General features: G+C 68.3%; 25 protein-coding genes, 1 tRNA gene and 1 riboswitch. Of the genes, 10 read left to right on the top strand and 16 right to left on the bottom strand.

The features are described from left to right. Positions 1–45 precede the first annotated feature (45 nt). Positions 46–3,105: a sacsin N-terminal ATP-binding-like domain-containing protein gene (locus TF1_RS10905; RefSeq protein WP_041427573.1), complete on the top strand. Its 3,060-nt coding sequence runs from the start codon at positions 46–48 to the stop codon at positions 3,103–3,105. Between the two features lie 5 nt (positions 3,106–3,110). Here TF1_RS10905 and TF1_RS10910 read toward each other — a convergent pair whose 3' ends face one another. From TF1_RS10910 to TF1_RS10920, 3 genes are all read right to left on the bottom strand, one after another. After that, the gene (locus tag TF1_RS10910) at positions 3,111–3,770 is read right to left on the bottom strand and encodes an AIM24 family protein (RefSeq protein WP_016188073.1); all 660 of its coding nucleotides are present in this window, start codon (positions 3,768–3,770) and stop codon (positions 3,111–3,113) included. A gap of 277 nt (positions 3,771–4,047) precedes the next feature. Continuing rightward, on the bottom strand, positions 4,048–4,866 hold the full coding sequence (locus TF1_RS10915) for a DUF3027 domain-containing protein (RefSeq protein ID WP_011290682.1): 819 nt from the start codon (positions 4,864–4,866) through the stop codon (positions 4,048–4,050). 136 nt (positions 4,867–5,002) lie between these two features. Continuing rightward, positions 5,003–5,386 (bottom strand): cold-shock protein, encoded by a 384-nt coding sequence (locus TF1_RS10920; protein WP_011290681.1) that lies wholly within the window; start codon positions 5,384–5,386, stop codon positions 5,003–5,005. Positions 5,387–6,337: 951 nt separating this feature from the next. Between TF1_RS10920 and TF1_RS10925 the strand changes: the two genes are divergently transcribed. Together TF1_RS10925 and TF1_RS10930 are read left to right on the top strand one after the other, a co-directional pair. Further along, on the top strand, positions 6,338–6,745 hold the full coding sequence (locus TF1_RS10925; protein WP_011290679.1) for a CD225/dispanin family protein: 408 nt from the start codon (positions 6,338–6,340) through the stop codon (positions 6,743–6,745). 61 nt (positions 6,746–6,806) lie between these two features. Beyond that, positions 6,807–7,214, top strand: coding sequence for a hypothetical protein (locus TF1_RS10930; protein ID WP_016188071.1), 408 nt, complete (start codon positions 6,807–6,809; stop codon positions 7,212–7,214). 40 nt (positions 7,215–7,254) lie between these two features. Here TF1_RS10930 and TF1_RS10935 read toward each other — a convergent pair whose 3' ends face one another. Further along, positions 7,255–7,566 carry a hypothetical protein gene (locus TF1_RS10935; protein ID WP_011290677.1) on the bottom strand — a complete coding sequence of 104 codons (312 nt, stop codon included), beginning with the start codon at positions 7,564–7,566 and terminating at the stop codon, positions 7,255–7,257. Positions 7,567–7,698: 132 nt separating this feature from the next. On the opposite strand from TF1_RS10935, the gene TF1_RS10940 reads away from it, so the two are divergent. Continuing rightward, complete coding sequence (locus TF1_RS10940) at positions 7,699–8,124, top strand: NUDIX hydrolase (RefSeq protein WP_011290676.1); 426 nt, start codon at positions 7,699–7,701, stop codon at positions 8,122–8,124. 87 nt (positions 8,125–8,211) lie between these two features. Here the strand turns inward: TF1_RS10940 and groL are convergent, their stop codons facing one another. From groL to thrC, 3 genes are all read right to left on the bottom strand, one after another. Then, positions 8,212–9,837, bottom strand: coding sequence for a chaperonin GroEL (gene groL, locus TF1_RS10945; RefSeq protein WP_011290675.1), 1,626 nt, complete (start codon positions 9,835–9,837; stop codon positions 8,212–8,214). Positions 9,838–10,167: 330 nt separating this feature from the next. Next, positions 10,168–10,446 (bottom strand): MoaD/ThiS family protein, encoded by a 279-nt coding sequence (locus TF1_RS10950; protein WP_061783863.1) that lies wholly within the window; start codon positions 10,444–10,446, stop codon positions 10,168–10,170. Positions 10,447–10,515: 69 nt separating this feature from the next. Then, positions 10,516–11,784 (bottom strand): threonine synthase, encoded by a 1,269-nt coding sequence (gene thrC, locus TF1_RS10955; RefSeq protein ID WP_016188070.1) that lies wholly within the window; start codon positions 11,782–11,784, stop codon positions 10,516–10,518. Between the two features lie 11 nt (positions 11,785–11,795). Then, a riboswitch (SAM riboswitch) is annotated at positions 11,796–11,936 on the bottom strand. A gap of 265 nt (positions 11,937–12,201) precedes the next feature. On the opposite strand from thrC, the gene TF1_RS10960 reads away from it, so the two are divergent. After that, complete coding sequence (locus TF1_RS10960) at positions 12,202–13,641, top strand: alpha,alpha-trehalose-phosphate synthase (UDP-forming) (protein ID WP_011290672.1); 1,440 nt, start codon at positions 12,202–12,204, stop codon at positions 13,639–13,641. A gap of 242 nt (positions 13,642–13,883) precedes the next feature. Here the strand turns inward: TF1_RS10960 and otsB are convergent, their stop codons facing one another. Both otsB and TF1_RS10970 read right to left on the bottom strand, forming a co-directional pair. Beyond that, positions 13,884–14,702, bottom strand: coding sequence for a trehalose-phosphatase (gene otsB, locus TF1_RS10965; protein WP_016188069.1), 819 nt, complete (start codon positions 14,700–14,702; stop codon positions 13,884–13,886). A gap of 131 nt (positions 14,703–14,833) precedes the next feature. Then, positions 14,834–15,151, bottom strand: coding sequence for a DUF3263 domain-containing protein (locus TF1_RS10970; RefSeq protein ID WP_011290670.1), 318 nt, complete (start codon positions 15,149–15,151; stop codon positions 14,834–14,836). 73 nt (positions 15,152–15,224) lie between these two features. Between TF1_RS10970 and TF1_RS10975 the strand changes: the two genes are divergently transcribed. Together TF1_RS10975 and TF1_RS10980 are read left to right on the top strand one after the other, a co-directional pair. Next, entirely contained in the window at positions 15,225–16,070 is an 846-nt protein-coding gene (locus TF1_RS10975; protein WP_011290669.1) for an SAM hydrolase/SAM-dependent halogenase family protein, read from the top strand. 70 nt (positions 16,071–16,140) lie between these two features. Next, positions 16,141–17,391 (top strand): S8 family serine peptidase, encoded by a 1,251-nt coding sequence (locus TF1_RS10980; RefSeq protein WP_061783864.1) that lies wholly within the window; start codon positions 16,141–16,143, stop codon positions 17,389–17,391. Here the strand turns inward: TF1_RS10980 and TF1_RS10985 are convergent. Beyond that, positions 17,381–18,400 carry a serine hydrolase domain-containing protein gene (locus tag TF1_RS10985; protein WP_061783865.1) on the bottom strand — a complete coding sequence of 340 codons (1,020 nt, stop codon included), beginning with the start codon at positions 18,398–18,400 and terminating at the stop codon, positions 17,381–17,383. The genes TF1_RS10980 and TF1_RS10985 overlap by 11 nt on opposite strands. A gap of 1,014 nt (positions 18,401–19,414) precedes the next feature. Between TF1_RS10985 and TF1_RS10995 the strand changes: the two genes are divergently transcribed. Next, positions 19,415–19,687, top strand: coding sequence for a hypothetical protein (locus TF1_RS10995; protein ID WP_011290665.1), 273 nt, complete (start codon positions 19,415–19,417; stop codon positions 19,685–19,687). Between the two features lie 487 nt (positions 19,688–20,174). On the opposite strand, the gene TF1_RS16165 is transcribed toward TF1_RS10995, so the two are convergent. From TF1_RS16165 to TF1_RS11005, 3 genes are read right to left on the bottom strand one after another with little or no spacing between them, the layout of a single operon-like run. Continuing rightward, the gene (locus tag TF1_RS16165) at positions 20,175–20,330 is read right to left on the bottom strand and encodes a hypothetical protein (RefSeq protein ID WP_155983525.1); all 156 of its coding nucleotides are present in this window, start codon (positions 20,328–20,330) and stop codon (positions 20,175–20,177) included. A gap of 21 nt (positions 20,331–20,351) precedes the next feature. After that, on the bottom strand, positions 20,352–20,555 hold the full coding sequence (locus TF1_RS11000) for a hypothetical protein (RefSeq protein ID WP_016188066.1): 204 nt from the start codon (positions 20,553–20,555) through the stop codon (positions 20,352–20,354). Further along, positions 20,555–20,935: a hypothetical protein gene (locus TF1_RS11005; protein WP_011290664.1), complete on the bottom strand. Its 381-nt coding sequence runs from the start codon at positions 20,933–20,935 to the stop codon at positions 20,555–20,557. Before TF1_RS11005 ends, TF1_RS11000 begins: the two co-directional genes overlap by 1 nt. A 320-nt stretch (positions 20,936–21,255) precedes the next feature. On the opposite strand from TF1_RS11005, the gene TF1_RS11010 reads away from it, so the two are divergent. Together TF1_RS11010 and TF1_RS11015 are read left to right on the top strand one after the other, a co-directional pair. Then, positions 21,256–21,975, top strand: a complete 720-nt coding sequence (locus TF1_RS11010; RefSeq protein ID WP_255266172.1) for a DUF5753 domain-containing protein — start codon at positions 21,256–21,258, stop codon at positions 21,973–21,975. 10 nt (positions 21,976–21,985) lie between these two features. Beyond that, on the top strand, positions 21,986–22,168 hold the full coding sequence (locus tag TF1_RS11015) for a DUF397 domain-containing protein (protein ID WP_011290662.1): 183 nt from the start codon (positions 21,986–21,988) through the stop codon (positions 22,166–22,168). A gap of 101 nt (positions 22,169–22,269) precedes the next feature. Here the strand turns inward: TF1_RS11015 and TF1_RS11020 are convergent, their stop codons facing one another. The 3 genes from TF1_RS11020 to rlmB all read right to left on the bottom strand — a co-directional run bounded on the left by TF1_RS11020 (position 22,270) and on the right by rlmB (position 24,407). After that, on the bottom strand, positions 22,270–23,103 hold the full coding sequence (locus tag TF1_RS11020) for a tyrosine-type recombinase/integrase (protein ID WP_061783866.1): 834 nt from the start codon (positions 23,101–23,103) through the stop codon (positions 22,270–22,272). A 217-nt stretch (positions 23,104–23,320) separates the two neighbouring features. Then, a tRNA-Thr gene (locus TF1_RS11025) sits at positions 23,321–23,393 on the bottom strand. A gap of 39 nt (positions 23,394–23,432) precedes the next feature. Next, positions 23,433–24,407 (bottom strand): 23S rRNA (guanosine(2251)-2'-O)-methyltransferase RlmB, encoded by a 975-nt coding sequence (gene rlmB / locus TF1_RS11030; protein ID WP_011290660.1) that lies wholly within the window; start codon positions 24,405–24,407, stop codon positions 23,433–23,435. Positions 24,408–24,435: the final 28 nt, after the last annotated feature.

The raw sequence follows: 24,435 nt of genomic DNA on the forward strand, positions 1-24,435 counted from the left end.
TCCGGAGGCCCGAAGATGTCACGATCGTCGCGGAGTGTTTCTGGGATGACGCACACTATGGCCGACCCGTTCGGCGTCGCCGACCTGCGCGCGCGGATCCTCGACAGCTGGGCTGCTTCCCCCGCGCGCTTCCGGGAAGACGCCAACGCTGAAGACGACTACGCCCTCGGCGGCTACCGCAACCGTGTCGTCGTGGAACTGGCGCAGAACGCCGCGGACGCCGCCCAGCGCGCCGGCAGGCGGGGACGCCTCGTTCTGCGGCTCCGCGGCCGAGAGTTCACCGCCGCGAACACCGGTGCCCCGCTCACCGCCGAAGGCGTGGAGTCCCTGTCCACGCTGCGTGCCTCCGCGAAACGCGACGCCGCTGCGGTGGGCCGCTTCGGGGTCGGCTTCACCGCGGTCGCCTCGCTCAGCGACGACGTGGTATTTGCGTCCCGGGACGGGGCAGTGCGGTGGAACCGCGACCGGGCCGCCGCCCTCGTCCACGACGAGCTCATCGCCACGGGCCGGGCCCACCCGAAACTCGCGGAAGAACTGGCCCGCCGCGACAACCGGGTGCCGCTGCTGCGGCTGCCGTTCGCCGACCGCACCCGCCCGCCCGACGGTTTCGACAGCGCAGTCATCCTGCAGCTCCGCGACGCGGACGCTGGCGCCCGTCTGGCCCTGCAGCTCGCGGAGACCGGCCAAGCGCTGCTGTTGGCCCTCCCATGGCTCGCCGAAATCACCATCGACACGGACAGCCACGTCCGTTCTCTCCGCTCCACCTGGGAGCCCGACGGCACGGTCACCATCCGCAGCAGCGATGCCTCGGGGGACCACGTCACCCGCTGGTCCACGGTGACCAGGTCCGGACAGTTCACCGAGGCAGACCTCGCCGACCGGCCCGTCGAAGAACGCGAACGCCGCGACTGGTCGCTGACCTGGGCAGTGGCGCTCGACCCGGCCAGCGGGGCAGCCGTGCTGCCCCCAGACGTGCCCCGGGTCGTGCACGCGCCCACTCCCAGCGACGACGAACTCCACGTCCCCGCCCTGCTGATCGGCACTTTCCCGCTGTCCCCCGACCGTCGCCGGATCGCTTTCGGCCCGGCCACCGACGTGCTGCTCGACGCGGCTGCCGACGCCTACACCGAGCTGCTGCGCCGCATAGCCGCCCCCGCCACCTGGGACCTGATTCCGCTGGAGCGGCTCAGCGGCGACGAATTCGACGCCCGGTTCCGGGCCCGGGTCGCGGCACTCCTGCCGGACCTTCCGTTCCTGCAGACCGTCACCGGAGTCTCCCTCAGCCCTCGCGACGCGGTGCTCGTCGAAGGAGGCGACACCCTGCTGGACGTGCTGGACGGCCTGGTGCCGAACGCGCTGCCCGGCGACACCGACCTGCACCACCCCGGGGTGCGCGCCCTGCAACTGCGCCGAGTCTCGCTTGCCGACCTGGCCGACCTGCTCACCGGGGTCGACCGGGAACCCGCCTGGTGGGCGCGCCTGTACGCGGCGCTGCGCGCGGTCGGACAGCGCGGCGCCGCCCTGGACAACCTGGGGGCGCTGCCGGTGCCGCTGTGGGACGGACGGCTGGTACGCGGGCCCCGGGGCCTGCTGCTGCCCACGGGGGAGGCGTTCACCTCAGGCATCCTGGACGCTACGGCCCTCGAACCGCTGGGCTTGCGGATCGTGCACCCGGAAGCGGTCGACCCGCTGCTCGTCCGCCTGGGAGCGGTAGAAGCCAACGAACGCGCCATCCTCACCGACCCGATGACCCGGGCCGCCGTAGAGAACTCGCTGGACGCCAACGACCCGGACCTGATCGCCCGGGCCGTCCTCGAACTGGTCGCGGCCTCCGGGGTGACGGTCGCTGACGAGCCGTGGCTGGCAGAGCTGGCGCTGCGGGACGCGGACGGCGACTATGCGCCCGCCGCCGAACTCCTGCACCCGGACAGCCCGCTCGTGGACATCTTCACCGACGACGCCCCCTTCGGGGTGCTCGCCGCCGACCTGGCGGAGGCGTACGACACGGAGACGCTGGAGTCGGTGGGGGTGATGCGGCTCTTCACTGTCCACCGCGCCCACGACGTGACCTTGGGCGCCGGGCTGGAAGACAGCCTCGACGACCTCCCACTCGACGGCGTGGACGAATGGGCGGCCGCCGTGTCGGCCCTGCTCGGCGACCCTGAACTCCCCCCGGTCGTCCCCGAGTTCGTGGGAGTCCGCGACTTGGAGTTCGTGCGGGAAGACCGCTGGCCCCAAGCCCTGGAACTCCTGTCCGCTCCCGGACCGCGCGCCGCCATCGTCGAACCCACCCGAGTGTTCACCGGGGACGGCCGGGTTGTGGACGTGCCCTCCTACACGGCATGGTGGCTGCGCACCGGTGCGCTGCTCGGCGACCGCACCCCCAGCGAGCTGCGCACCGCCGACGCGGACCCCGCCCTCACCGGCCTCTACGACGAGCTCCCCGTGGACGTGGACCCGGAGTTCGCCCGCGCCCTGGGAGTGCGTTCCCGCCTAGACGACCTGCTCGCCGACCCGGACGGCCCTGACGACCTCCTGGAGCGCCTGGGCGATCCGGACCGCCACATCTCCCGCGCTGAGCTGCGCCGGCTGTGGGCGGCGCTGGCCGACGTCCCCCCGGACCGGGTCACGCCCCCGGATCGGGTGCGCGCGGTGCACGGCGGCTCCGTGGTGGTAGCCGACGCCGAAGAAACCGTGGTCGTGGACGCCCCGGACCTGCTGCCGCTGCTCGCAGACCGTCCCGTAATCCTGGCCCCGGTCGACCGTGCCGTGGACCTCGCCGACGTTCTCGACCTCGACCTGGCCTCCGAAGTGGTGGCAGGCCGGGTCACCTCGACTGGGGAGGCCCGCCCTGTTCCTGAAGAGGTGCGGGCGTTCCTCGGCACAGTGCCGTTGACCTACCTGCACCACGGCGAGTTGCTGGTGGACGGGGCGGCCGTGGAGTGGCGCTGCACGTCCGGCCAACTGCACGCCGCCACGTCAGACGGGCTGGCCCGCGCCCTGTGCTGGGCGACCGGCCAGTGGCCGCGCCGCCACCTGGTCGCGGCGCTGCTGCGCGACCCGCAGTCTCTGCCGCTGCTGCACGCCGAAGCCGACCTGGAGTGACCGGCTCACCCCTGCTGCATGGCCCGCACGCCTCCTTCCGAGGCTTGCACGAGGACGAACCCGCGGCCTTCCAAAGCGAGCTGGAACGCCTCCCCGCTGCCGCGGCCGATCAGCGCCCCCGCTTTGACGGTGCTGCGCAGGCTGGTGGTGAGCGACGTGGACCAGGCGACCGCGGCTTTGGTGTCCACGAAAGTCATCTGGTCGGCGTTGAGTAGCACCGGGGTGCCGTGGCAGGCGACCGCGACCCGGCCCCGGCCCCGGAACACCGTGTTGAACAGGCCGCCAGCGATGATGCCCATGCCCCGCACCCGGTGGATGTCCCACTCCAGGCCCGCTTCGAAAGCGAGCACGTTGTTCCCGTTGACGGTGATCGACTCGTCTTCCAAGTCGAGGATGTGGATCTCCCACGCGTCCCGGGCGAGGAAGACCGTGCCTTTCCCGAACACGCGCATGAGAGGCAGGCCTTCGCCGGTGAGCATCTTCTTGGTGAACCGGCCGAGCCCCGAGCCCTGGTGGGCGAAGTCGATGTCGCCCTGGTAGGCCACCATCGTGCCTTTGCGTGCGTAGAACTCCCCGTCGCAGACGACGCGGAGCATCCGGGGGTTCTGCAGCGACATCCCGGGTAGGTCGTTCTCCTGGGCCTGGTTGAACAGTTCACTCCGCACGCGCTTACTCTCCTCCACGATGGCGGCACCGCCCGCGGTGTTCGCCCTGCGGGCGGCGGCTGCCGGACAGCCGTCCTTTCCGGCCCGAAGGTAAGGGACACCACGGCCAGCACCGCGTGCCTGCTAGGCGTCCTGCTCCCCCGGACGGGGCCCGTAGCCCTAGTCCTCGGACGTCCGCGGGCCCGCGGCGGGTTCCCTTGCCTTCAAGGTGAGCGCTAGCGACACCGCGCTGCCGCCGCGGCAGGCGTGGGGCCCGGCGGTGCTGCCAGGCCCCACGTCACTGCCGGGCCTGCTTGTCAGAGGAGACCAGCTCCAGCTCGCTGGTGTCGTCGAACACGATGGTGTCGTAGCCCATCTCGTCAACCACCGGCGTGAGCCGTTCAGAGGTGCGCTCCGGCACCGCGGCCTCTGAATGCGCCCCGCAGCCGTGGTCCAGGGAGACCACCCGGCCATCGTCGGGCGCGTACTCGTTGGCGCACACCCCGAACATCTGCCGGAGCTTGCCCGCCAACGGGACAAGGAAACCGCAGGTAGCGCACTGGGCCGGGGCTGCAGTGGCGATCGGGCTCTTCGGACCGCCCGGGCCGGCGTACCAGCGTTTCGCCGCTGCCTGCCGTCCCACTTCGGAAAGCACGCGGGCCCGCCCCAGTCCCAGCTCCCACAGCATCTGCTGGTCTTCGCCGTCTGCGTCGGTCTCTTCGGTGGGGACTTGGGCGTAGCCCGGCATCAGCCGTTCGTCGTCTTCAGGGGTCGGCAGCAGGTCTCCCACCCCGAGGTCGCCCGGGCGCAGGCGCTCCTTCCACGGCAGCCACTCGGGTGCGATGAGCGCATCCGGGCCGGGCAGCATCACCGACTCGTTGACGGTGACGTACTTGGCCCGGGCGGCACGCACCACCGTGACCGCGTAGTGCCACCCCGGGTAGGCGGGGTTCAGGCACTCGAAGAAGTGGGTGACCAGGCGGGTGTCCTCGACCTTGGTGCCGAGGTGTTCACCCACCCACTCCGGGCGCCCGATCTCCACGGCCGCTGCACGGGCGAGATCCTGCGCCTCAATGCACGCCTTGTCTGGTACGGGGGATCGACGGGTGCGTCTCACGTCTCCATTGTCACTGATGACCGCCACCGGCTTGACCACGAAAGGGATCGATAACTGACCGTTACGCGCTTATCGCGCCTGAGAAGTGTGGACGCGCCCTGTGGCGTCCGCCACAGGGCGCGTTGCGTGCGGGGTGTCAAAGTTCGATATCGTCGGCGAGTGCCCGAAGGACTTTGGCGATCTTGGTCGCTTCGCGACGGTCGGGATACTTGTTCCTGCGATAGGTGTTGGACACATTGTCAAGCAGCTTGATCAGGTCCTCGATGATGACCACCATCTCGTCTGGCTTCTTGCGTAGCGCTTTGGCCACCGAGGGCGGCGTGTCGAGCAACCGGACCTGGAGCGCTTGAGTGCCCTTGCGCCCCTCCACAATGCCGAACTCGACCCGTTGGCCGGGCCGTAGTGTGGTCGTGCCAGGCGGAAGCGCCGAGGCGTGCAGGAAGACCTCGCCGCCGTCATCTTTGGTGAGGAAGCCGAACCCCTTGCCCGCGTCGTACCACTTGACCTTGCCAGTGGGCACGTGTGACCTCTTCGCTTTCGCAGTCGAAACACCGGGACCCGTCACCCACTCCGGTCATACCGGATCAGTGGGGAACGGCCCCCGTCCTTCCAACAGTGGACGGGTCTTTCAGGCTAACCGCGGCTGTCCAGGACAGCCACTAGATAACTTCTTTAAAACGACCAAAAAGCAAGCTAATTCCCACTGTGGCCGGTCTGGGGCGAGTTTTCCACTCCTATCCGTAAGCTGCTAACGAAAACGGACGAGAGGCCCGGAAAAACTGTGTTCCGGGCCTCTCCGCTTGCGGCCGCCCGCGCGTACCACCGGTTGCGGAGTTGTGGGACGGGATCCGGCGATTCTCCGGGCTGCCGCCACGGTTGCCGGCCGCTGCGGTGACGGGCTCCACCGGCGGCCGGCAACCGTCGTCCTCGGGCCTCGGCACTCGCAGGACAGACAGACCCACCGAGACAGCCATGTTCTGGGCCGGGACGCAGGGCCATCGTCTCTCATCACTCCCGTAGCGCACGCCTGCCAACCGGGCATATGCGGTGATATTCCGGATCGTTTGCTTCTGGTTGATGCCGGACAGCCCGCTGCACGCCCGCGCCCTCGCACGCACCTCGCACACACCCCTGTGGCATTCCGCGACTCTGTCGTCACATGCCGCTACGCTACCCGGTGACCGATCCGCAGCGGTCCCTGCAGCCCTTCCGAGCTGCCATGCCACTGCGGCCCGCACCCGCTCGCGGTGAACCGCTCCGGTCACCGGGGGACAATCCCCATCGTGGTCATGACCGATCCCGCACGGTACTGCCGCGGGCAGGCGGGGCACGGCATCCCCCGGCCCCGTCGGCGGCGCGGGCCGCTCCCCGCAGCCCTCGGCAAGCCACGGGCTTGTTCGGCACTCCGCCGCAGATTCTGATGTGATGGGATCAACCCACTTCTGGTGTACGGAATCGAGGTTTCTCCCCCATGAGCAACCCGCCGCTGCCCCCGGGAGCCGCCGACCCCCGCGACGAACCGTTGCCTCGGGCCCGCCGGACCGCAGGCACGCAGGACGGGGACCGCGCGGAGGGCGATGCGGCCTTCCGTCCCTCCGGTGCGAGCAGCTCCACGATGGCGCTCATCCTGCACGCACTCACCTTCCTGTGCTGCGGGAACTGGTTGTTCGGCATCCTCGGCATCGTTTTCGCGGTGCGTGCCGCGCACAAGCGCGACCAAGGGCTCTACACTCAGGCCGAAACTCTGACCAGGTACTCCTGGTACTGCCTTGGAGCCGGCGCAGTGATGCTCCTGGTCATGCTCATCTCCTTCGGTGTTCTCCTCACCCAGGCAGGATCGTGGGTAGAGGAAGCAATCTCACCGGGGGTGAACTACTGACCGCTATCGCAACCTGCGCTCCGCCATGTGGAGAACCTGGACTGAAGAGAGGGCGGAATCCATGAACAGCCAGTGGCCCGGCCCGGGCAATCCCTGGGGCGACCGCACCGCCTCTCCTCCGCCGCACCACCCTGGAAGCGGCCCGCCCGGGGTTCCCGGCTTCTCCTGGCACGCTTCTCCCCCGCCCGGGTTTCCCCCGCCTCCCCCGGCGGGAGAGCCGTCGTTTCCCGGTCCCCCGCTGGCCAAAGGCAACGCGGTCCTCGCCCTGATCATCGCGATCATCCTCACGTTGACCTGCGTAGGCATCACCGACGTGATCGGGATCGTGCTGGCCGCCGTCGCCCTCAGCAAGGACGAGGACCCGGAAGAGTTCGACCGCTACGTCCGCTGGGCATGGTTGAGCAACTTCATCCACCTCGGCTTCCTCATCCTGCTGCTCGTGCTGTTCATCATGCTCAGCACGGTCTGAGCCCGCCCCGCCGCGACGCGCAGGCCGGAGCAGCGCGTGCCTAGATCGCGGGCAGCCAGCCCATCAGCACGGTGCCTCCCGCGATCATCCAGGCCACCAGGGAGTAGCCGAGGGTCTGGGCGCGCAAGGCCGGCTTGGCCCGCAGGACCGGTGTAGTGAAGGCGGCCACCATGAGCGCCAAGGCGAGCACCGCGGGAATCAGTGAAGCCAAGGCGAACAGCTCCATCTGGTCGACGCACTTCTGGTAGCCCTGCTCCAGCGGGTCACCGCAGAACACCTTGTCTCCTGAATCCGTGAAAGCCGACGCGGAGATACGGCCGCGGCCCACGTCCGCGGCCCATGCCGCCAGCACCGTGACGCTCCCAGACGCGGACGGTCCGAGTTGTCAAGGGCGACACACCTTGACGGTACCCCGGAAAGTCCGACTCGTGCGCCCAGCTCCCAGCAAACCGGATGAACCGCCCCGGCGCTTAGGGTGGAGGCCATGGGTGCTGTTGACTCCGCAACGCCTGCGGTCGTGGACGCGCTGGCCTGGGTGCACGTCCGCGACGGCCGGGTGCTCCAAGTACGTCCCAAGGGCAAGGACGTCTTCTACTTCCCGGGTGGGAAACGCGAACCGGGGGAAAACGACGCTGAAGCGCTGATCCGGGAAGTCGCCGAAGAGGTGTCCGTGCAACTGGACCCCGCCACGCTGCAACTGTTCACCGTGGTGGACGCGGCGGCGCACGGCTATCCGGAAGGCACCCGGGTCCGGTTGACGTGCTATACCGCGGAGTGCACCGGGGATCTCGCCCCGCGTTCCGAGATCGCCGAGCTCGCCTGGTTCACTCAGGCGGACGCCGACCGGTGCGCCCCGGCCGGGGTGCGGGTCCTCGCCGAGCTTGCCCAGCGGGGCCTCGTCACCCGTTGAACCGGCCCGCCCCGCGGCCGCCCACAGCACAAAAAAGGGGACGGTCCGGAAGGGACCGTCCCCAGTGGACGTGTAGTACCGGTCGGACTAGAAGTCCATTCCGCCCATGTCGCCGCCAGCGTTGTTCGCGGCCGGCTTCTCCGGCTTCTCGGCGATGACGGCCTCGGTGGTCAGGAACAGACCAGCGATGGAGGCAGCGTTCTGCAGCGCGGAGCGGGTGACCTTGGTCGGGTCGATGACACCGTCCTTGAACAGGTCGGTGTACTCGCCGGTGGCCGCGTTCAGGCCGATACCGGGCTCCAGGCTCTTCACCTTCTCCACGACAACGCCGCCCTCGTAGCCGGCGTTGATCGCGATCTGCTTCAGCGGCTCCTCAACAGCGCGGCGGACGATGCTGGCACCGATGGCCTCGTCGCCCTCCAGCTCAAGCTTCTCGAAAGCAGCGATGCTGGCCTGCAGCAGCGCGACACCACCGCCGGGCAGGATGCCCTCCTCCACCGCGGCCTTGGCGTTGCGGACCGCGTCCTCGATGCGGTGCTTGCGCTCCTTGAGCTCCACCTCGGTGGCGGCGCCGGCCTTGATGACAGCCACACCGCCCGCCAGGCGGGCCAGGCGCTCCTGCAGCTTCTCGCGGTCGTAGTCGGAGTCGGTGCGCTCGATCTCGGCGCGGATCTCGTTGACCCGGCCAGCGATCGCGCTGGCGTCGCCAGCACCGTCGACGATCGTGGTCTCGTCCTTGGTGACGACGACCTTGCGGGCCCGGCCGAGCATGTCCAGCTCGGTGTTCTCCAGCTTGAGGCCGACTTCCTCGGTGATGACCTGGCCGCCGGTCAGGATCGCGATGTCCTGCAGCATGGCCTTGCGGCGGTCACCGAAGCCGGGGGCCTTGATCGCGACGGACTTGAAGGTACCGCGGATCTTGTTGACCACCAGGGTCTGCAGCGCGGTGCCCTCGACGTCCTCGGCGATGACGACCAGCGGGCGGCCGGCCTGCAGAACCTTCTCAATGACCGGAAGGAACTCGTTGTTGTTGGAGATCTTCTGGTTGGCGATGAGGATGTAGGGGTCCTCGAGGACCGTCTCCATGCGCTCCAGGTCGGTGGCGAAGTAGGGCGAGATGTAGCCCTTGTCGAAGCGCATACCCTCGGCGAGCTCCAGCTCCAGGCCGAAGGTCTGGCCCTCTTCGACAGTGATGACGCCTTCCTTGCCGACCTTGTCCATCGCCTCGGCGATGTACTCGCCGATCTGCGGGTCGCCCGCGGAGATGGAGGCGGTGGAAGCGATCTGCTCCTTGGTCTCGACTTCCTTGGAGAGGTTCGCCAGCTCCTCGCTGATGCGGGCCACGGCGGCGTCGATACCGCGCTTCAGGCCGATGGGGTTGGCACCAGCGGCTACGTTGCGCAGACCCTCGCGGACCAGGGCCTGGGCCAGCACGGTGGCGGTGGTGGTACCGTCACCGGCCACGTCGTCGGTCTTCTTGGCGACCTCCTTGACCAGCTCGGCGCCGATCTTCTCGTAGGGGTCCTCGAGCTCGATCTCCTTAGCGATGGAGACACCGTCGTTGGTAATGGTCGGCGCGCCCCACTTCTTCTCAAGGACGACGTTGCGGCCCTTGGGGCCGAGCGTCACCTTGACAGCGTCCGCGAGCTGGTTCATACCGCGCTCGAGGCCGCGCCGGGCTTCCTCGTCAAACGCGATCAGTTTGGCTGCCATAGAGTTCTAGTCCTCCCGAGACCGGGCTGATACGCGAGGGAACGAGCCGACGCCCGCGACGGATGGTCGCGCCGATCCGGCACCCGTCTGCCGGATGTCACGACCTCATCGTCTCGATCCGCGATTTAGCACTCGACTGCGGAGAGTGCTAACGGTTACTTTTTAGCACTCCCCTGGGGGGAGTGCAAACGTCCGGAGCACCGCCGCCGCCCTCCCTACCCCCAGCTCAGAGCGGATTAACCACCCCTCAGGGACTTTTCCGCTCCCAGAAAAACAGGTGTGGCCGGGGCGTGTCACACCCCGACCACACCTGCACGACACGGGTCCCGGTCAGCAGCCTCCCGCCACCGCCGGGATAATCGACACTTGGACCCCGTCCGGGGTGGGCGTGTCCAGACCGCTGGCGAACCGGACGTCCTCGTCACCCACGTAGATGTTGACGAAACGGCGGATCGCGCCGTCGTCGCCGAGGATACGGGCCTGGATCCCCGAGTAGTTGGTCTCCAGGTCAGCCAGCACCTCCTTGAGGGTGGCCCCCTCGGCGGACACCTCGGCCTGCCCCTTGGTGTAGGTGCGCAGAATCGTCGGAATGCGGACGCTGACACTCATCGCTGTGGACTCCTTGATGGGTTCGGCTCTGCAAAGGGGGAAACAGACCAGCGAATAGACCAGCGGCGGTCAGAGCAGCCCGGCGTCTTTGAACGCGCTCAGCGACGGCTTGATCGTCGCGGTGACACCGGTACCGGACACAGCGTTGAGCGTCTTCAAGCCGTCCCCGGTGTTGAGCACCACGGTCTCGGCCTCGGGGTCCAGCACTCCCTTGGCCAGCAGTTTGCGCAGCACACCAGTGGTGACCCCGCCCGCAGTCTCGGCGAAGATCCCCTCCGTGCGCGCCAGCAGGCGGATCGAATCCACGATCTCCTCGTCGCTGACGTGTTCGACCGCGCCTCCCGTGCGGCGGCAGACGTCGAGCACGTACGGGCCGTCCGCCGGGTTGCCGATAGCCAGCGACTTAGCGATGGTGTCCGGCTTGACCGGCTGGACCACGGTGTAGCCCTTCTCCCAGGCACGGGCCACGGGCGCGCAGCCGGTCGCCTGCGCCCCGAAGATCCGGTACGGCTTGTCCTCGACCAGCCCCAGCGCGATCAACTCCTGGAATCCCTTGTCGATCTTGGTGAGTTGGGACCCGGAGGCAATGGGGATCACGATCTGGTCGGGGACGCGCCACCCCAACTGCTCGGCGATCTCGTAGGCGAGCGTCTTCGACCCTTCGGCGTAGTAGGGGCGCAGGTTGACGTTGACAAAACCCCAGTCCTCCCCCGCCGGGTCGCCGATCAGCTCGGAGCAGAACCGGTTGACGTCGTCATAGGTGCCCTCGATCGCCACAAGCTGGCCACCGTAGACCGCGGCCATGACGACCTTGGCTTCCTCCAGCCCTGCCGGGATGAACACGCAGGAGCGGAACCCGGCGCGGGCCGCGGCAGCGCCCACCGCCCCGGCAAGGTTCCCTGTCGACGAGCAGGACAGGGTGGTGAAACCGAAGACCCGGGCAGCTTCCACTGCCATGGCCACGACCCGGTCCTTGAACGAATGCGTCGGGTTAGCGGAGTCGTCTTTGACGTACAGGGAGCGCAGCCCCAGTTCAGCGGCGAGCCGGTCGGCCTTGACCAGCGGGGTCAGGCCGGGGTTCATGTTCGGCAGCTTCTCGACGTCGACGGGAACCGGCAGCAGGGCCTTGTACCGCCAGATGTTCTTCGGCCCCTGCTCGATGGACTCACGGGTAACGGTTCCGAAGTCGTAGGCGACTTCCAGCGGGCCGAAACACTCGATGCAGGCGAAAATCGGACCGAGATCGTAGCGGGCGCCGCATTCGCGGCACGACAGTGCGGAAGCAGAACCGAAAGAGCCGGTGGCAGACGTGACTGATTCCGTGGCGGTCAGCGCCATGAGGCGTTCTCCCCTCATCTTCCCCACTGCCACCTTGACAGTGGGACGGAGTTGGCACCTGTCCCGGCCGCCTCGCACCTGACGAGCAACGTCCACCGGGATGGTTGCCGGGGCTTCACAGGGCCGTGTCCCTCCACCCCTCTGGATGAGCAATCTCAAGTTTTCCGCTCGGTTGTGTCCCGAGACCTGTCGGTCACTCTAACGGACCGCGTACCAGTTTTCCACGGGGGGCCATGTGCTCCCAGTTCTCCCCCTCCGTCCATGCTGTGACAGAGCTCTACCCGAAGGGCCGGTTTGCGTGGCAGCGCACCGGGCGAGACTAAACAGAACGCGAGACACGACCCGCCTCCCGTCGCCCCAAGGGCCATGTAGTCAAATGGGTCATCGGACTCCGACCGCTGAGAGGTGGACCAACAGGTGGACAAGGCACAGATCCTCGTCGCTTCCAACAGGGGACCCGTGTCCTTCTCAATCGGGGACGACGGCGCCGTGAAATCCCGGCGCGGCGGTGGCGGCCTGGTTTCCGGACTGAGTTCGGTAGCCACCGAGATCGAAACCCTGTGGGTGTGCGCCGCGTTGTCCGACGCTGACCGCAAAGCCGCCGCAGCAGCCCCCGAAGGGCGGCTGGACAAGGCCGGATACGACGTGGGCGGGGCGAGTGTACGCATGCTCAACATTCCCGCCGACGTCTTCAACAATGCCTACAACTCTGTGGCGAACTCCACACTGTGGTTTGTTCACCACATGCTCTACGACACCCCCAACAAGCCGTCGTTCGGCTCCCGTTTCCGCGCCGAGTGGGAGGACTACCGGGCCTACAACTCTGCTTTCGCGGAAGCACTGCTGACCGGCGCGGACGAGGGGGCGAAGGTCGCCGTCCAGGACTACCACCTGGCGCTGGTACCGAAAATGCTCCGGGTACGCCGCCCCGACCTGCGCATCGCCCACTTCTCCCACACCCCTTGGGCTCCCCCCGAGTACTTCCGGATGCTTCCCGCGGACATCGGCCGGGAACTCCTCGAAGGCATGCTCGGCGCCGACCACTTGGGCTTCCTCAGCGTGCGCTGGGCCGACGCGTTCCTGCGGTGCTGCGAAGTGTTCCTGCGCGCCCCGGTGAACTGGGGCACCCGCACGGTCGAGCATGGCGGCCGGGTCATCCGTGTCGGAGTCCACGGCCTGGGCGCAGACGCCCAAGGGCTGCGGGAGCGGGCCGCCGCCGAAGATGTGGCGCGCTGGCGGGAACGGCTGCGGGAACGGGTCGGCGACCGCAAGCTGATCGTGCGAGTGGACCGCACCGAACTGTCCAAGAACATCGTGCGCGGCCTGGAAGCCTTCGGTGAACTGCTGCGGAAGCGCCCCGAATGGCGGAACCGGGTCACCCACTTGGCGTTCGCATACCCCAGCCGCAGCGGTGTCGCGGAGTACCGCGCCTACACCGAGTCGGTGCGGGCCACGGCCGAAGCGATCAACGCCGAGTTCGGCACCGACGACTGGACCCCCGTGGTGCTGGAGGTCAACGACGACTACCCCCGCTCCCTCGCCTCCTACCAGATCGCTGACGTGCTGCTGGTCAACCCGATCCGCGACGGGATGAACCTGGTCGCAAAGGAAGGGCCGGTGCTGTCGCTCAACGGCGTAGCGCTCGTGCTGTCCACTGAGGCGGGCGCTGCCGACGACCTGGGCGCCGACGCGATCCTCGTCAACCCCTACGACGTGTCGGAGACCGCCGAGGCGCTGCACCGGGCGCTGACCATGGACGAAGAGGAGCGACGGCAGCGCACGGAACGTCTGGCGGAGGCCGCTGCCGCCCTGCCCCCGCAGCGGTGGTTCACCGACCAGCTGCGGGCTTTGGACTGAGCCTTCCCCGGTGGCAGCTCCGCCCCGGGCCTGCCACCGGACGAGGACGCACCCCCTAGGCCGGGGACGCCGGCCTAACCGGCCTGCCTCGAGCCGGAGCAGTGCCCCGGGCACCGCAGCCCCCGCGGAACGCTGGCGCGGCCGCGCCTCCTCCGGCGAAGCCTGCCACGTTTCGACCGCTTTCCCGGCGGAGCCGCAGCCCGGGGCAGGAGCTTTCCCGTCGCGCAGCGTGGGCGGTCGGCTCACCCGCCCACGGCTGCCACGAGTTCCTCCAGGAACGCCACCACTCCTTCCGGCCCCGGCACCACCGCGTCGGCGCGCCGGGCGAGCTCGGTGACCTCGGCGGAACCGCTGCACAGTTTGAACCCGGCTACGCCCTGCTCCCGGAGCCGCTCCACCGCGTCGTAGGCTGCCAGGTCGCCCAAGTCGTCTCCGGCGTACAGCACCGCCTCCGCGCCGAGGCGGGTGACCAGGTCGGTGAGCGCCGCCCCCTTGTCCACCCCGGGCGGCCGCAGTTCAATCACCATGCGCCCGGGCTCCACAGCGAGCTCCGCCCGCTTGGCGAGATCCGCTAGAGGAGCGCGCAACAGCTCCAACGCGGCTTCCGGGTCGGCGGTACGCCGCGTGTGCACGGCCAACGCGTGCTTCTTGTCCTCGATCCACGTGCCTTCAGGGGCGCCCACCTCGTCGAGCAGGCCGGGCAGGGCTTCGCGCACCATGGCCACGCCGGGCGGCGGTTCGGGAACGGTGAGCTTCCCGTCCTCCCAGCGCTCCCGACCGTAGTGGCCGAGCACAGTGATCCCCGGCACCGCGTCAAGACCGCCGTAGTCGACTGCGGTCTGGGCGGGCCGCCCGGTGATGACGGCGACCGCGCGCACCCGGCCCGCGAGGGCGCGCAGCGCCGGAACCGCGCCAGGGTGGGCGCGGGAATCCCGCGGATCAGGCACGATCGGCGCGAGCGTCCCATCGAAGTCGAACGCGCACACTGCGCGGTCCGGCATGTCGCGGATGCGATCCAGCGCGACCTTGCCGCTCTGTGTCGTCGATTGGAGAAGAGACATAGACGGCTTTCCACTCGGTGGACTGAACGCTGGAGGTATGCCCGAAACCGCTCGCACCCCAACCCTGACCGAGTGTGCGACACCGCACCCCGGCGTCCGCGGCTGCCCGGCCGCAGGACAGCCCAGCGGGGCTACAACTGAATCCCCAGTTTGCGGGCGACACGCTGCCGTTGGCGTTCGCTGCGCCTCCGGCGGAGCCGTTTCACGGTCATCGGGTCGAAAGCGAGCGCTTCCGGCCGGTCGATGATCTGGTTGAGAAGCTGGTAGTAGCGGGTGGGCGAGAAGCCGAACTCGTCGCGAATGGCCTGCTCTTTAGTGCCTTCGAGTTTCCACCACTGCCGTTCGAAGGCGAGGATGCGCTGGTCGCGCTCGTCCAGCGCAGACGGGGTGTCCGACCGTGGTAAGCCGTGATCGGACGGGTCTGGTGCCTGGGATCCGCTGTCTGCCATTGACCGCCCTCCATCGTCCGGATCGGGCGATTTATCGTAGCGATTTCACGGGAGAGATCGAGGGGAATGCCGCATGACTGACCATGGGGGATACACCTGTCTCACTTTCCTGACCGATTACGGGACCCAGGACGGTTTCGTGGCCGCCTGCCGCGCCCAGATGCTGCGGCACGCACCCGGGCTCCCCGTCATCGACATCACCCACGACATCCCGCCCGGGGATGTGCGGCGCGGCGCCACCGTGCTGGCCGACACGGTTCCCGAGTTCCCGGCCGCGGTCCACATCGGCGTCGTCGACCCGGGGGTGGGGACCGCGCGGCGCAGTGTGGCCCTTGCCGCCGGAGGCCACGTCCTTGTAGGGCCGGACAACGGGCTGCTGGTCTGGGCGGCGGAAGCCCTCGGCGGGATCGACACGGCCGTGGAGTTGACCAACGAGTCGCTGTGGCGGCACCCGGTCTCCCGCACGTTCCACGGGCGGGACATCTACGCCCCGGTGGGGGCACGAATCGCGGCCGGGCTTCCCCTGTCCGAAGCGGGGCAGGCCCTCGACCCGGCGGTCCTGGTGCGGCTGTCCGCTCCGCTCCGCGACGTCAGCGGTGGAGTGGCCCGCGGCGAAGTGCACGCCATCGACCGGTTCGGCAACTGCCAACTGTCGCTGCACCCGGAAGACCTGCGGTCCGTTGTCGCGGCTCCGGGACTCCCGGACCGGGTGGCGGTGCGCTTGCCGGACGGTTCGCACACGGTCGCCGTCGCCGCAACGTTCGGCGCGGTCCCCCTCGGCGAGCCGGTGCTCCTCACCGACTCGGCCGGGCTGCTGGCGCTCGCGGTGAACGGGGGAAGCGCCGCCCAGCGGTTCGGCTTGGGCGTGGGGGCGCCCGTAGTCCTGTCCCGGACCAGTTCAGAGCCCATGAAAGAATGACGTGCGCCCACAGCAGTCTCGGCCGGAGCCTTCTGGGAGGTCACCGGCTTCGGGGGAGGTTGAAGCCGCGATGTGCACGACACGGGGTTGGACTCCCGCCGCGCTGGCTCTCTGCTCGGCGCTCGCTGTCGGCCTGTCCGCCGCACCGGCAGCAGCCGACGTTTCCGACCTGCGTCTTGAACAGTGGGGCCTGGACATGGTCGGTGCGGCCGAGGTGTGGGAGGAAGCCCAAGGCTCCGGGGTGACGGTTGCCGTGCTCGACACCGGTGTTGTCACCGACCACCCCGACTTGAAGGACGTCACCGTCGGCCCCGACTTCACCGGTCACGACCTGTCCTCAGACAGCGACGGCTACGGGATCCACGGCACGATGATGGCCGGAATCGTGGCGGCCAGCGGGCACGGTGTCGAACACACCGGCGGTGTGATGGGAGTGGCCCCCGAAGCAGAGATCCTGGCGATCCGCATCACCGCGGAACCGGACGGCCCTGACCGGGACAGTGTGGACCCGGGGGCCTTGGCCGCAGGCATCCGCTACGCCGTGGACGAAGGCGCCCAGGTGATCTGCCTGCCCTTGGCTGGCGCAGAGTTCTCCGTCCAAGCCAACGAAGCAGACCAGGAGGCCATCGCCTATGCGGTGAACCACGGGGTGGTAGTCGTCGCCTCCGGCGGTCCCCTCGGGGAGGCCAGCTACCCGGCCGCCTACCCGGGCGTGCTTGCCGTCGGCTCGGTCGGCCCCGACGGGTCCCTCTCCGAGTTCTCCAGCCGGGGCGACCACATCGCGGTGACCGCCCCGGGCGAGGAGATCACCGTGGTGGACCCGGACGGCGGCTACACCACAGTCTCCGGAAGCGACGCGGCCGCGGCGTTCGTCGCGGGCGTGGCCGCGCTGATCCGCGGCGAGTTCCCGCAGTTGAAACCGGAGCAGGTGGTGGAGGCGATCACCTCGGGCGCGCAGGCTGCCGACCCTGCCGCAGCGGGGCAGCCCGGCTACGGAGCCGGAGTGGTGAACGCGCCGGACGCGTTCACCGCGGCCAAGTCGACCGCGGACCACGTGCCGCCGTTCGACCCGGAGCTGGCCGAGCAGCTCGAGGAAGAGCCGCTCATCCCCTACTGGATGCTGTGGACGGGCGGGGCTGTGTTCCTCATCGTCGCGGCCGTGGTGGCAATGGTGGTCGCCCACCGGCGCGCCGCCGACCCCTACGGTTTCGGCAAGCGGAAGCCGGAAGAACCGGAAGAGCCGGAGCCCGTACCGACCGCGCGGCGCCCGGTGCGGGGCCGTCGGCGCCGCGGACGCGGACGGCGCGGTGTCAGTAGGTGAATACGGCTCGGATTGTTGCTCTCAGGTCGCTGAGCCCGGGGCAGCGTCGTCCGTAGTGGATGGCGTTGGTGAGCAGTCCGATATAGCGGCCGGTGGACGGGTGGAGGAACAGGCTCGTTCCGGTGGACCCGTTGTGGTAGACGAGGCCGTCGTCGGTGACCTTCCAGGCCAGGCCCCGGGCGAAACGGTCGTCCACGGGCTGGTGGGGCAGCCAGCTCTGCCGCACGAAACCGGTGAGCTGGGCCGTGCCGTGCTCGCCCGCATGCCAGGCCAGCAGTTCCCGGGCGAAGATCCCCAGGTCGATGATGGTGGTGAACACTCCGGCGTGCCCCGCAACCCCGCCCATCAGGGCCGCGTTCTCGTCATGGACCACACCCCAGGTGGCGGGTGCTCCCGGGATGCGGCGTTCCGTGGGCGCCACCGACGGGCTGCGCGGTAGCGGCCCGTACCGGGTAGCGGAGAGCCCCATGTGCCGCCACAGGTCGGTGGCGAGCTGGTCCAGGGATTGCCGGCGCACCCGTTCCAAGAGGAGCCCGAGGAGGATGAACCCCCGGTCGGTGACGCAGTACCCGGGCTTCTCGAGTTCCTCGACGAGGATCGCCTCCGCTAGCGGCTGGTCGGTGCCGACGTAGCGTTCCAGCCAGGTCACCGGGCTCAGTCGGCAGGTGTAGGTGAGGATCTGCCGGATGGTCACCTTGCTCCCCGGATAGCTGCCGGGGAAATAGTGCGCCATGGGCGCATCGAGGTCGAGCAGCCCATCGGCGATAGCCTGGCCCACCAGCGGCCAGGTAGCCATCACTTTGGTGAGTTCGGCCACGTCGTAGCGGGTGTCGGGCGCGGCGACCGCTTCCCCGCATTCGACACCGACACGGCCGACCGCGACGTTCTCCCACACCTCTCCCGAGCCGACTACCGCTACGCCGCCGGGCAGCCACCCGACGTCCACCATGACTTTGAGGATTCCGCGTAGTTCCGTGCCGGTGTCGGCTACCCACTCCCCATCGCGCACACGTTCTCCCCCCTTCCGCCCCCTGGATACCCCGGGCGGAGGGGATCTTCCGGAAAGAGGGTAAAAATTCCCCCGCAAAGGAGCTTGGCTTTTTGAATGCTTGGGGGAATCCTGTGTTCTGGGCAGCGAGTCTGCACCGGTCCGGCTGCGGGAAGACCGCCTGTTCCCTCCAGCGCGTCGCCGCATGTCCCCGCGCGCGACAGAGCACCAGCCCGCCCGCACACTGCACTGGAGGGTCGCCGTAGCCACATTCGTAGGCCGGGCACCGGCCGCTCAGCCCAATCCCTGAATTTCCTCGGGAAAGACGTGGCGCTTCCGATCCCCCGCGGCGTGCGCACAGCCCTGGAATTTCCCTGTTTCAGAATTCTGCTGCTAGGAAAGCTACCTCTTGAATAGTTGAGAGACCGCTTGAAGAGTCCGTCGCTTCTTTATTGCGCGGGCGGCTGCGCACGGCCTGCGTCGACCAGCCGCCACAGGAGTACTCCACGGGGAAGGGGAAGTTCGGGGGCCATGCGGCACAGCTGAAGTCCGCCCCTCATCGACTCTCGCCACGCTGAGGACAGGAGACCAGCAGACCGGCCCCGGGCTTCTGCCCTGTCGTCGGGGGCACTCCAGGGTTCGTGCGCCCCTCGGAAGACCGTCCCGGCTCCGCCTGCCTCGTCGGACCTCCGCTGGGGGGCAGACTGGGCCGCATCGGCCTCTGCTCCGAGGCCGCGTTGGGACAGAACCGAACGAGCCCGTTCCGCACGCTCCGGGACTCCCGCTGCGGCAGTGGCCTGCCGGGCAGGCTTCCCGGGCTCTCCTGCTGCGGGGAAGAACCGGGACACCCGACACACCGTGCTCTCTTCCTGCGCGCGGAGAGAGCAGCTCCCAGAAGCGGGCTGTGCGTGTGCCGGAGGCGCGGTGCGCACCGCGCCTGGCCACGTATTCCCAGGAAGGAAGAGTGAGAGCCGGCAAGGGGACTCGAACCCCTAACCTGCCGCTTACAAGGCGATCGACCTGGCGGTCACGACGGTGGACGGGGACCCCTACGACCTGACCGACGCGAACCTGGAACTGCTGATCAAACCCGCCGCGGACACGCCTGACGACGGGCCGGGGGTGGTGGTGCTGTCCACCGGCACCGGGGAGATCACCATCACCGACGCGGCGGGCGGAGCAGCAACCGCTGAGGTGTCCCGGACCGCTCTGGCAGATCCGGGCACTCGGGTGTGGAGGGTGGACGTGGTCCGCCCCGGGTCGCGGCGTACCGCTATGTACGGGCCGCTTCACGTCGTGAACCTGTAGCCTCGGGAAGTAGATGAGGGAAGTGGATGAAATCGGCGCTGCGGGCTGGTAAAGTCGCTGGTCGTTCAGTGTGTTCCCCGCGCATGCGGGGATGATCCCCCGACGGTCAGACCATCACCGCTGACCGCGCCGTGCTCCCCGCGTATGCGGGGAGCTTTTTCGCGTTTGGGAGGCATTTCCGGGGATGGGTCGACCTATAAGAAAAGGCAAGGCCCGTCCACCGGATGTGTGGACGGGCCTTAGGTGACCGGTGTGTGCCGCGCCGCACACATCCGGAACATTGGGAGCCGCCCCGCCGCCGCCTCGGGAGGAGTGACAGAGAACGCGGCGCGGCGGGGCGGCAGCTACGAAGGGCCGATCGCCTGGTAGGGCGGCATCGCGTACCCGGTCACCCGCTGATACGCATACGCAGTGGCGACGTGCACCCGTCGCAGGAGCTCGGCGGCAGTGCGCCGATCCTGGGGATTGGCGAGCGTCAGCCGAACCGTCACCCCCCGATTCGGACCACGAGAACGTCAGGGTCACCGTCCGGGCCGAGCAGCCGCGAACCGTTCTCGTAAAGATCCACAGAGACTTCTCCTGGAGCTGCTGCCGCGGCGACATGGTTGGCGGTCAACGTGTACTCGGTCTCGGTCACGGTCACGGCGTCCTCTCTGTCGGGCAGCTATCGGAGCATGAGGCTGAGTGCGTCGCCGATCAGTGTGTCCACGTGAACGGCGGCGGTCACCCCCTGCTCCACGCTGGGCAGGGGGATCACGAGGCGATCGTCGCCGAGCACTACTGCAATCCCCTCTGCATGGGGCTCAACCGTGGCGCGGCCGTCTGCCAGAAGCGCTACCTGCTCGGCGGTGAGGGTGTGGTCCGCCATCAGGCACCTCCTCCGACGACCTGCTGGCCGTAGTAGCCGCGCACCGGATGGGGTGGCTCGTAGGTGCCGAGGATGTGGTCGAGCAGGTCGAGGTCATCGACGGCCACGGTGTGTCCGGTGACACGGTTGCGCGCCGTGTACGGCCGCGGGTTGCCGTACTCATAGGTGATCTCCCACAGCGCCGAGTGCTGCTCGGCGCAGGCGGCGAACTCGGCGTAGTTGGGAATACGCTGCGGAATAATGCGGGCCTGTCGCCGCGGCGTTTCGGCGGGGGTGGCCTGCCGAGAAACCCGTCCTGCCCGGGAATGCCCGGATGCCGGAGCGGGCATGAGCAGCGCTGCGGCACAGATCAGAAGGCTGGCCAACAGAACGCGAAGCATAGCTCTCCCAGAGAGTTCAGGCCGCCGCAGGGCGACGGCGGAACGAAGTGCAACACCCATCATCATCGTAGAAGTCTACGATTTCAAGATCGAGAGGTAGATTTTAATTCGTAGACATCTAAATGTCCGATTTCACGCCTAGGGGGCTACCATCGGCACCACCAGGACGCATGCGAGACGACGGAGGAGGGGGCGCTGCTGGATGGCCAGTCCCACGGTGCGCCGCCGCCAGCTCTCCGCGATCCTGCGGGAGATGAGGAAGGCGTCAGGGCATCAGCCTTGATGCCGTAGCTGCGCGCCTGGAGTGGTCGCGCGCGAAGGTGGGGCACATCGAAACCGGACAGCGCAAGAAACCGTCCGTGCTCGAAGTGAAGGCGTTGATGGCCGAGTACGGGGTGACGCCCGAGGACCCTCGATACGAGACTGTGTTGATGTTGACCCGGCAGGCCCAGGCGCGTGGCTGGTGGCGCCGGTACGACGACCTGTTCCCCGGGTCATATATCGAGCTGGAGGCTGAGGCGTCCGAGATCCGCACCTACGAGGCGTTCGTAGTCCCGGGGCTGTTGCAGACGCCCGGCTATACACGGCTGCTCCAGCAGGCCCGCCTGGACCGTGACCCGGATGATGTCGAGCGCGCTGTCGAGAGCCGCCGTAAGCGGCAGGAGATCTTCGACCGGACGTCCCCGCCCGCGGTGTATGCCATCATCGAGGAACATGCGTTGGAGCGGCTGAGGGGCACCCCTGACGTGCTGGCTGAGCAGGTCGCGCACCTGCTGCATATGGCCGGCCGGAACTCCGTGACGCTCCAGGTGCTCCGCACCCGTGTCGGGGTGCACGCGGGGGCGATGGGACCGTTTGTCATCCTGGACTTCCCGGAACCAGCATCCCCGGTCGTGTACTTGGAAACATACACAGATGGCCTGTTCCTGGAGCGCCGAGAGGAGATCGACCAGTACCGGTCGCTATGGGACCGCATCCGTGATGCGGCTCTGCCACCGGACCGGACAGTGGAATTCCTCCGCTCCCTGCTGACCTTGTGAGGACCACATCATGCACTCGTTCCACATTGAGTGGCGCAAGTCCTCGTTCTCCCAGAACGAGAACTGCGTCGAAGTCGCTGACCTGCCCGGTGCCACTGCTGTCCGTGACACCCAGCACCGCGACCTCATGCTCCTGTTCCCGTCCGCTGAGTGGGTGGCGTTCGTGAAGGCCGCGAAGCGCGACCTGCTCTAACTGCTCTAAGCCCGTAAAGGGAAAAGCCCCGGCCCATGCGGGTCGGGGCTTTGCACTTCGTTCCGAAACCGATAGTACCCCTGTCCGGTTCCTGAGGCTAGTTACTGGCTGCCCATGATCCGGTCATAGCCGCGGCGTGCCCTGGCCACGGCAGCGGACCTGCCGTAGCGGCGCAGCATCTGTGGGGAGTTCCAGCCGTTCAGTTCCATGAGGTCGCCCTCGGCGCCGCCCCGGTCCAGCCACGTGTGGGAGAAATGATGGCGGAACCGGTGCGGGTGGACTCCCTGGAGGCCAGCCTGGGCGGCGCGGCGCTGCACGAGCTGGTAGATCCCGGAGTCGGTGAGCGGCCCCTTCGGGCCGATCCACACCGCGGACACGTGCGCGTGGGCATGTTTGGCGCGCATCCGCAGGTACTTGTCCAGGGCGCGGGCGGCCTCAAAGCTGTACTTCACGGTGCGGGTGCGCTTTGCCTTGCCGGTGACGGTCGCTTCCCGCTCGACGACGTCGACGTCGTCGAGCTGCAGGCCGGAGAGCTCTGACAGTCGCACACCGGTGTCGCGGAGGAACAGCAGGATCGCGAGGTCCCGGCGGGACCAGATGTCGCGGCCCTGCACGGTGGCGAAAAGCGCCCGGATCTCGTCGTCGGAGAACACGGGCACGGGCTTCTCGGCGACGCGCGGTGGGGTCATGCCGAGCATGATGTTGGGGACTTCTTCGTCCTCGGCGAACCAGCGGAAGAACTGCTGGAGGCACCTGTACTGGTTGTTGACGTAGGAATCGGTGTAGCCGCGGGCGAACAGACAAGCGAGCCATCCGCGGATGTGGGCGCGGGTGACATCAGCCCAGTCGGTGACCGGGTCGAAGGTGTAACGCTCGGGCGTGTCGGGGGCGTGCAGGGCTGGCCGCCGGTGGCCAGGTACTCGGCAGCGAACCATTCGACGGCCTGCCGGTACATCCGCGTAGTCTTGTCGGCGCGCCCCATCGACTTGAGGTAGAGCACGAACGACGTGATGTGCGGTGCGAGGGACCGGGGTGGGGTGAGGTTCCTCTCATAGCGGGTCCTGGGAGCCATACAGTTTTCTCCTGTAAGAGCGGTGTAGCCAACAGATGCTATCTGTCGCCGCCCAGTTTTCCCAGGTCAAGTTGTATTAGAGCCGGCAAGGGGACTCGAACCCCTAACCTGCCGCTTACAAGGCGGCTGCTCTGCCAATTGAGCTATGCCGGCCGGTGTCGGGCACCCAGGTGAATGGTACCGGTTCTGATGTCACTTCGCTGCCGTACGGCGACGGACCGCCTCATACAGGGCCACACCCGCGGCAACCGACGCGTTCAGGGACTCCACCCCGTGAATGGGGATGGAGACCACGACATCGCAGGTCTCGCGGACCAGACGGGACAGTCCCTTGCCTTCCGACCCCACAACGACCACGGAGGGCTCGGTGGCCAGCTCCCACTGGTCGAGAGGAGTGTCACCATCGGCGTCCAGGCCGCTGACAAAGAACCCGGCCTCCTGGAACTGCTTGAGCGTCCGGGTCAGGTTGACCACCTGCGCCACCGGGATCCGCGCCAGAGTGCCCGCAGACGCCTTCCACGCGGCCGTGGTGACGCCCGCGGCCCGCCGCTCCGGCACCAGCAGCCCGTGCGCGCCGAACGCGGCCGCCGACCGCGCGATCGCGCCCAGGTTGTGCGGGTCAGTGACCCCGTCCAAAGCGACGATCAACGGGGTGGTTTCCCCTTTGCGGGCCTCCGCCAGCAGGTCGTCCGCCGTCGCGTACTCGTAGGGCTCCACCTGGAGGATCAAGCCCTGGTGCGCGGCCTTGGGCAGGCCGAGCCGTTCACAGCGCCGGTCCAGTTCCGGGCGGGCCACTTCCGCGATGGCGATCCCCTGCTGGCCGGCAAGCCGCGCCGCTTCGGTGATCCGCTCATCAGGGTCGAGGCTGTTGGAGAGCAGCAACCGGACCGCCGGCACTTTGGCACGCAGCGCCTCCACCACGGGGTTGCGACCGATGAGCAGCTCAGATCCGTCCCGGGCGCGCACGGTCGCCCCAGGAAGCTCTTCGACGACGCGCACCTTCCGCGTCGCCAGGTACTGGGCCCGCTCGGCCGCCTTGATCCGCTGCTTTTCGGCATACCAGTGCCGCTTTTCCGCGGGAAGCGTGGCCTTCTTGCCTGCGAGGGCACGACGGCCTTTGCCGCCGCTGCCCTTGGTTGGACCCTTCTTCGTCCTCTTCGACGGCATGTCCTGTCCTTTAACGAAAGTCCCGGTG

Origin of the sequence: Thermobifida fusca NBRC 14071 = JCM 3263, from assembly GCF_001592045.1 — a bacterium.
Taxonomy (GTDB): Bacteria; Actinomycetota; Actinomycetes; order Streptosporangiales; family Streptosporangiaceae; genus Thermobifida; species Thermobifida fusca.

Coding starts and splice junctions, on each gene's coding strand:
- TF1_RS10905 (WP_041427573.1), top strand. CDS start 46: ATGACGCACACTATGGCCGACCCGTTCGGCGTCGCCGACCTGCGCGCG.
- TF1_RS10925 (WP_011290679.1), top strand. CDS start 6,338: ATGAGCAACCCGCCGCTGCCCCCGGGAGCCGCCGACCCCCGCGACGAA.
- TF1_RS10930 (WP_016188071.1), top strand. CDS start 6,807: ATGAACAGCCAGTGGCCCGGCCCGGGCAATCCCTGGGGCGACCGCACC.
- TF1_RS10940 (WP_011290676.1), top strand. CDS start 7,699: ATGGGTGCTGTTGACTCCGCAACGCCTGCGGTCGTGGACGCGCTGGCC.
- groL (WP_011290675.1), bottom strand. CDS start 9,837: ATGGCAGCCAAACTGATCGCGTTTGACGAGGAAGCCCGGCGCGGCCTC.
- TF1_RS10950 (WP_061783863.1), bottom strand. CDS start 10,446: ATGAGTGTCAGCGTCCGCATTCCGACGATTCTGCGCACCTACACCAAG.
- thrC (WP_016188070.1), bottom strand. CDS start 11,784: ATGGCGCTGACCGCCACGGAATCAGTCACGTCTGCCACCGGCTCTTTC.
- otsB (WP_016188069.1), bottom strand. CDS start 14,702: ATGTCTCTTCTCCAATCGACGACACAGAGCGGCAAGGTCGCGCTGGAT.
- TF1_RS10970 (WP_011290670.1), bottom strand. CDS start 15,151: ATGGCAGACAGCGGATCCCAGGCACCAGACCCGTCCGATCACGGCTTA.
- TF1_RS10975 (WP_011290669.1), top strand. CDS start 15,225: ATGACTGACCATGGGGGATACACCTGTCTCACTTTCCTGACCGATTAC.
- TF1_RS10980 (WP_061783864.1), top strand. CDS start 16,141: ATGTGCACGACACGGGGTTGGACTCCCGCCGCGCTGGCTCTCTGCTCG.
- TF1_RS11000 (WP_016188066.1), bottom strand. CDS start 20,555: ATGGCGGACCACACCCTCACCGCCGAGCAGGTAGCGCTTCTGGCAGAC.
- TF1_RS11005 (WP_011290664.1), bottom strand. CDS start 20,935: ATGCTTCGCGTTCTGTTGGCCAGCCTTCTGATCTGTGCCGCAGCGCTG.
- TF1_RS11015 (WP_011290662.1), top strand. CDS start 21,986: ATGCACTCGTTCCACATTGAGTGGCGCAAGTCCTCGTTCTCCCAGAAC.
- TF1_RS11020 (WP_061783866.1), bottom strand. CDS start 23,103: ATGGTTCGCTGCCGAGTACCTGGCCACCGGCGGCCAGCCCTGCACGCC.
- rlmB (WP_011290660.1), bottom strand. CDS start 24,407: ATGCCGTCGAAGAGGACGAAGAAGGGTCCAACCAAGGGCAGCGGCGGC.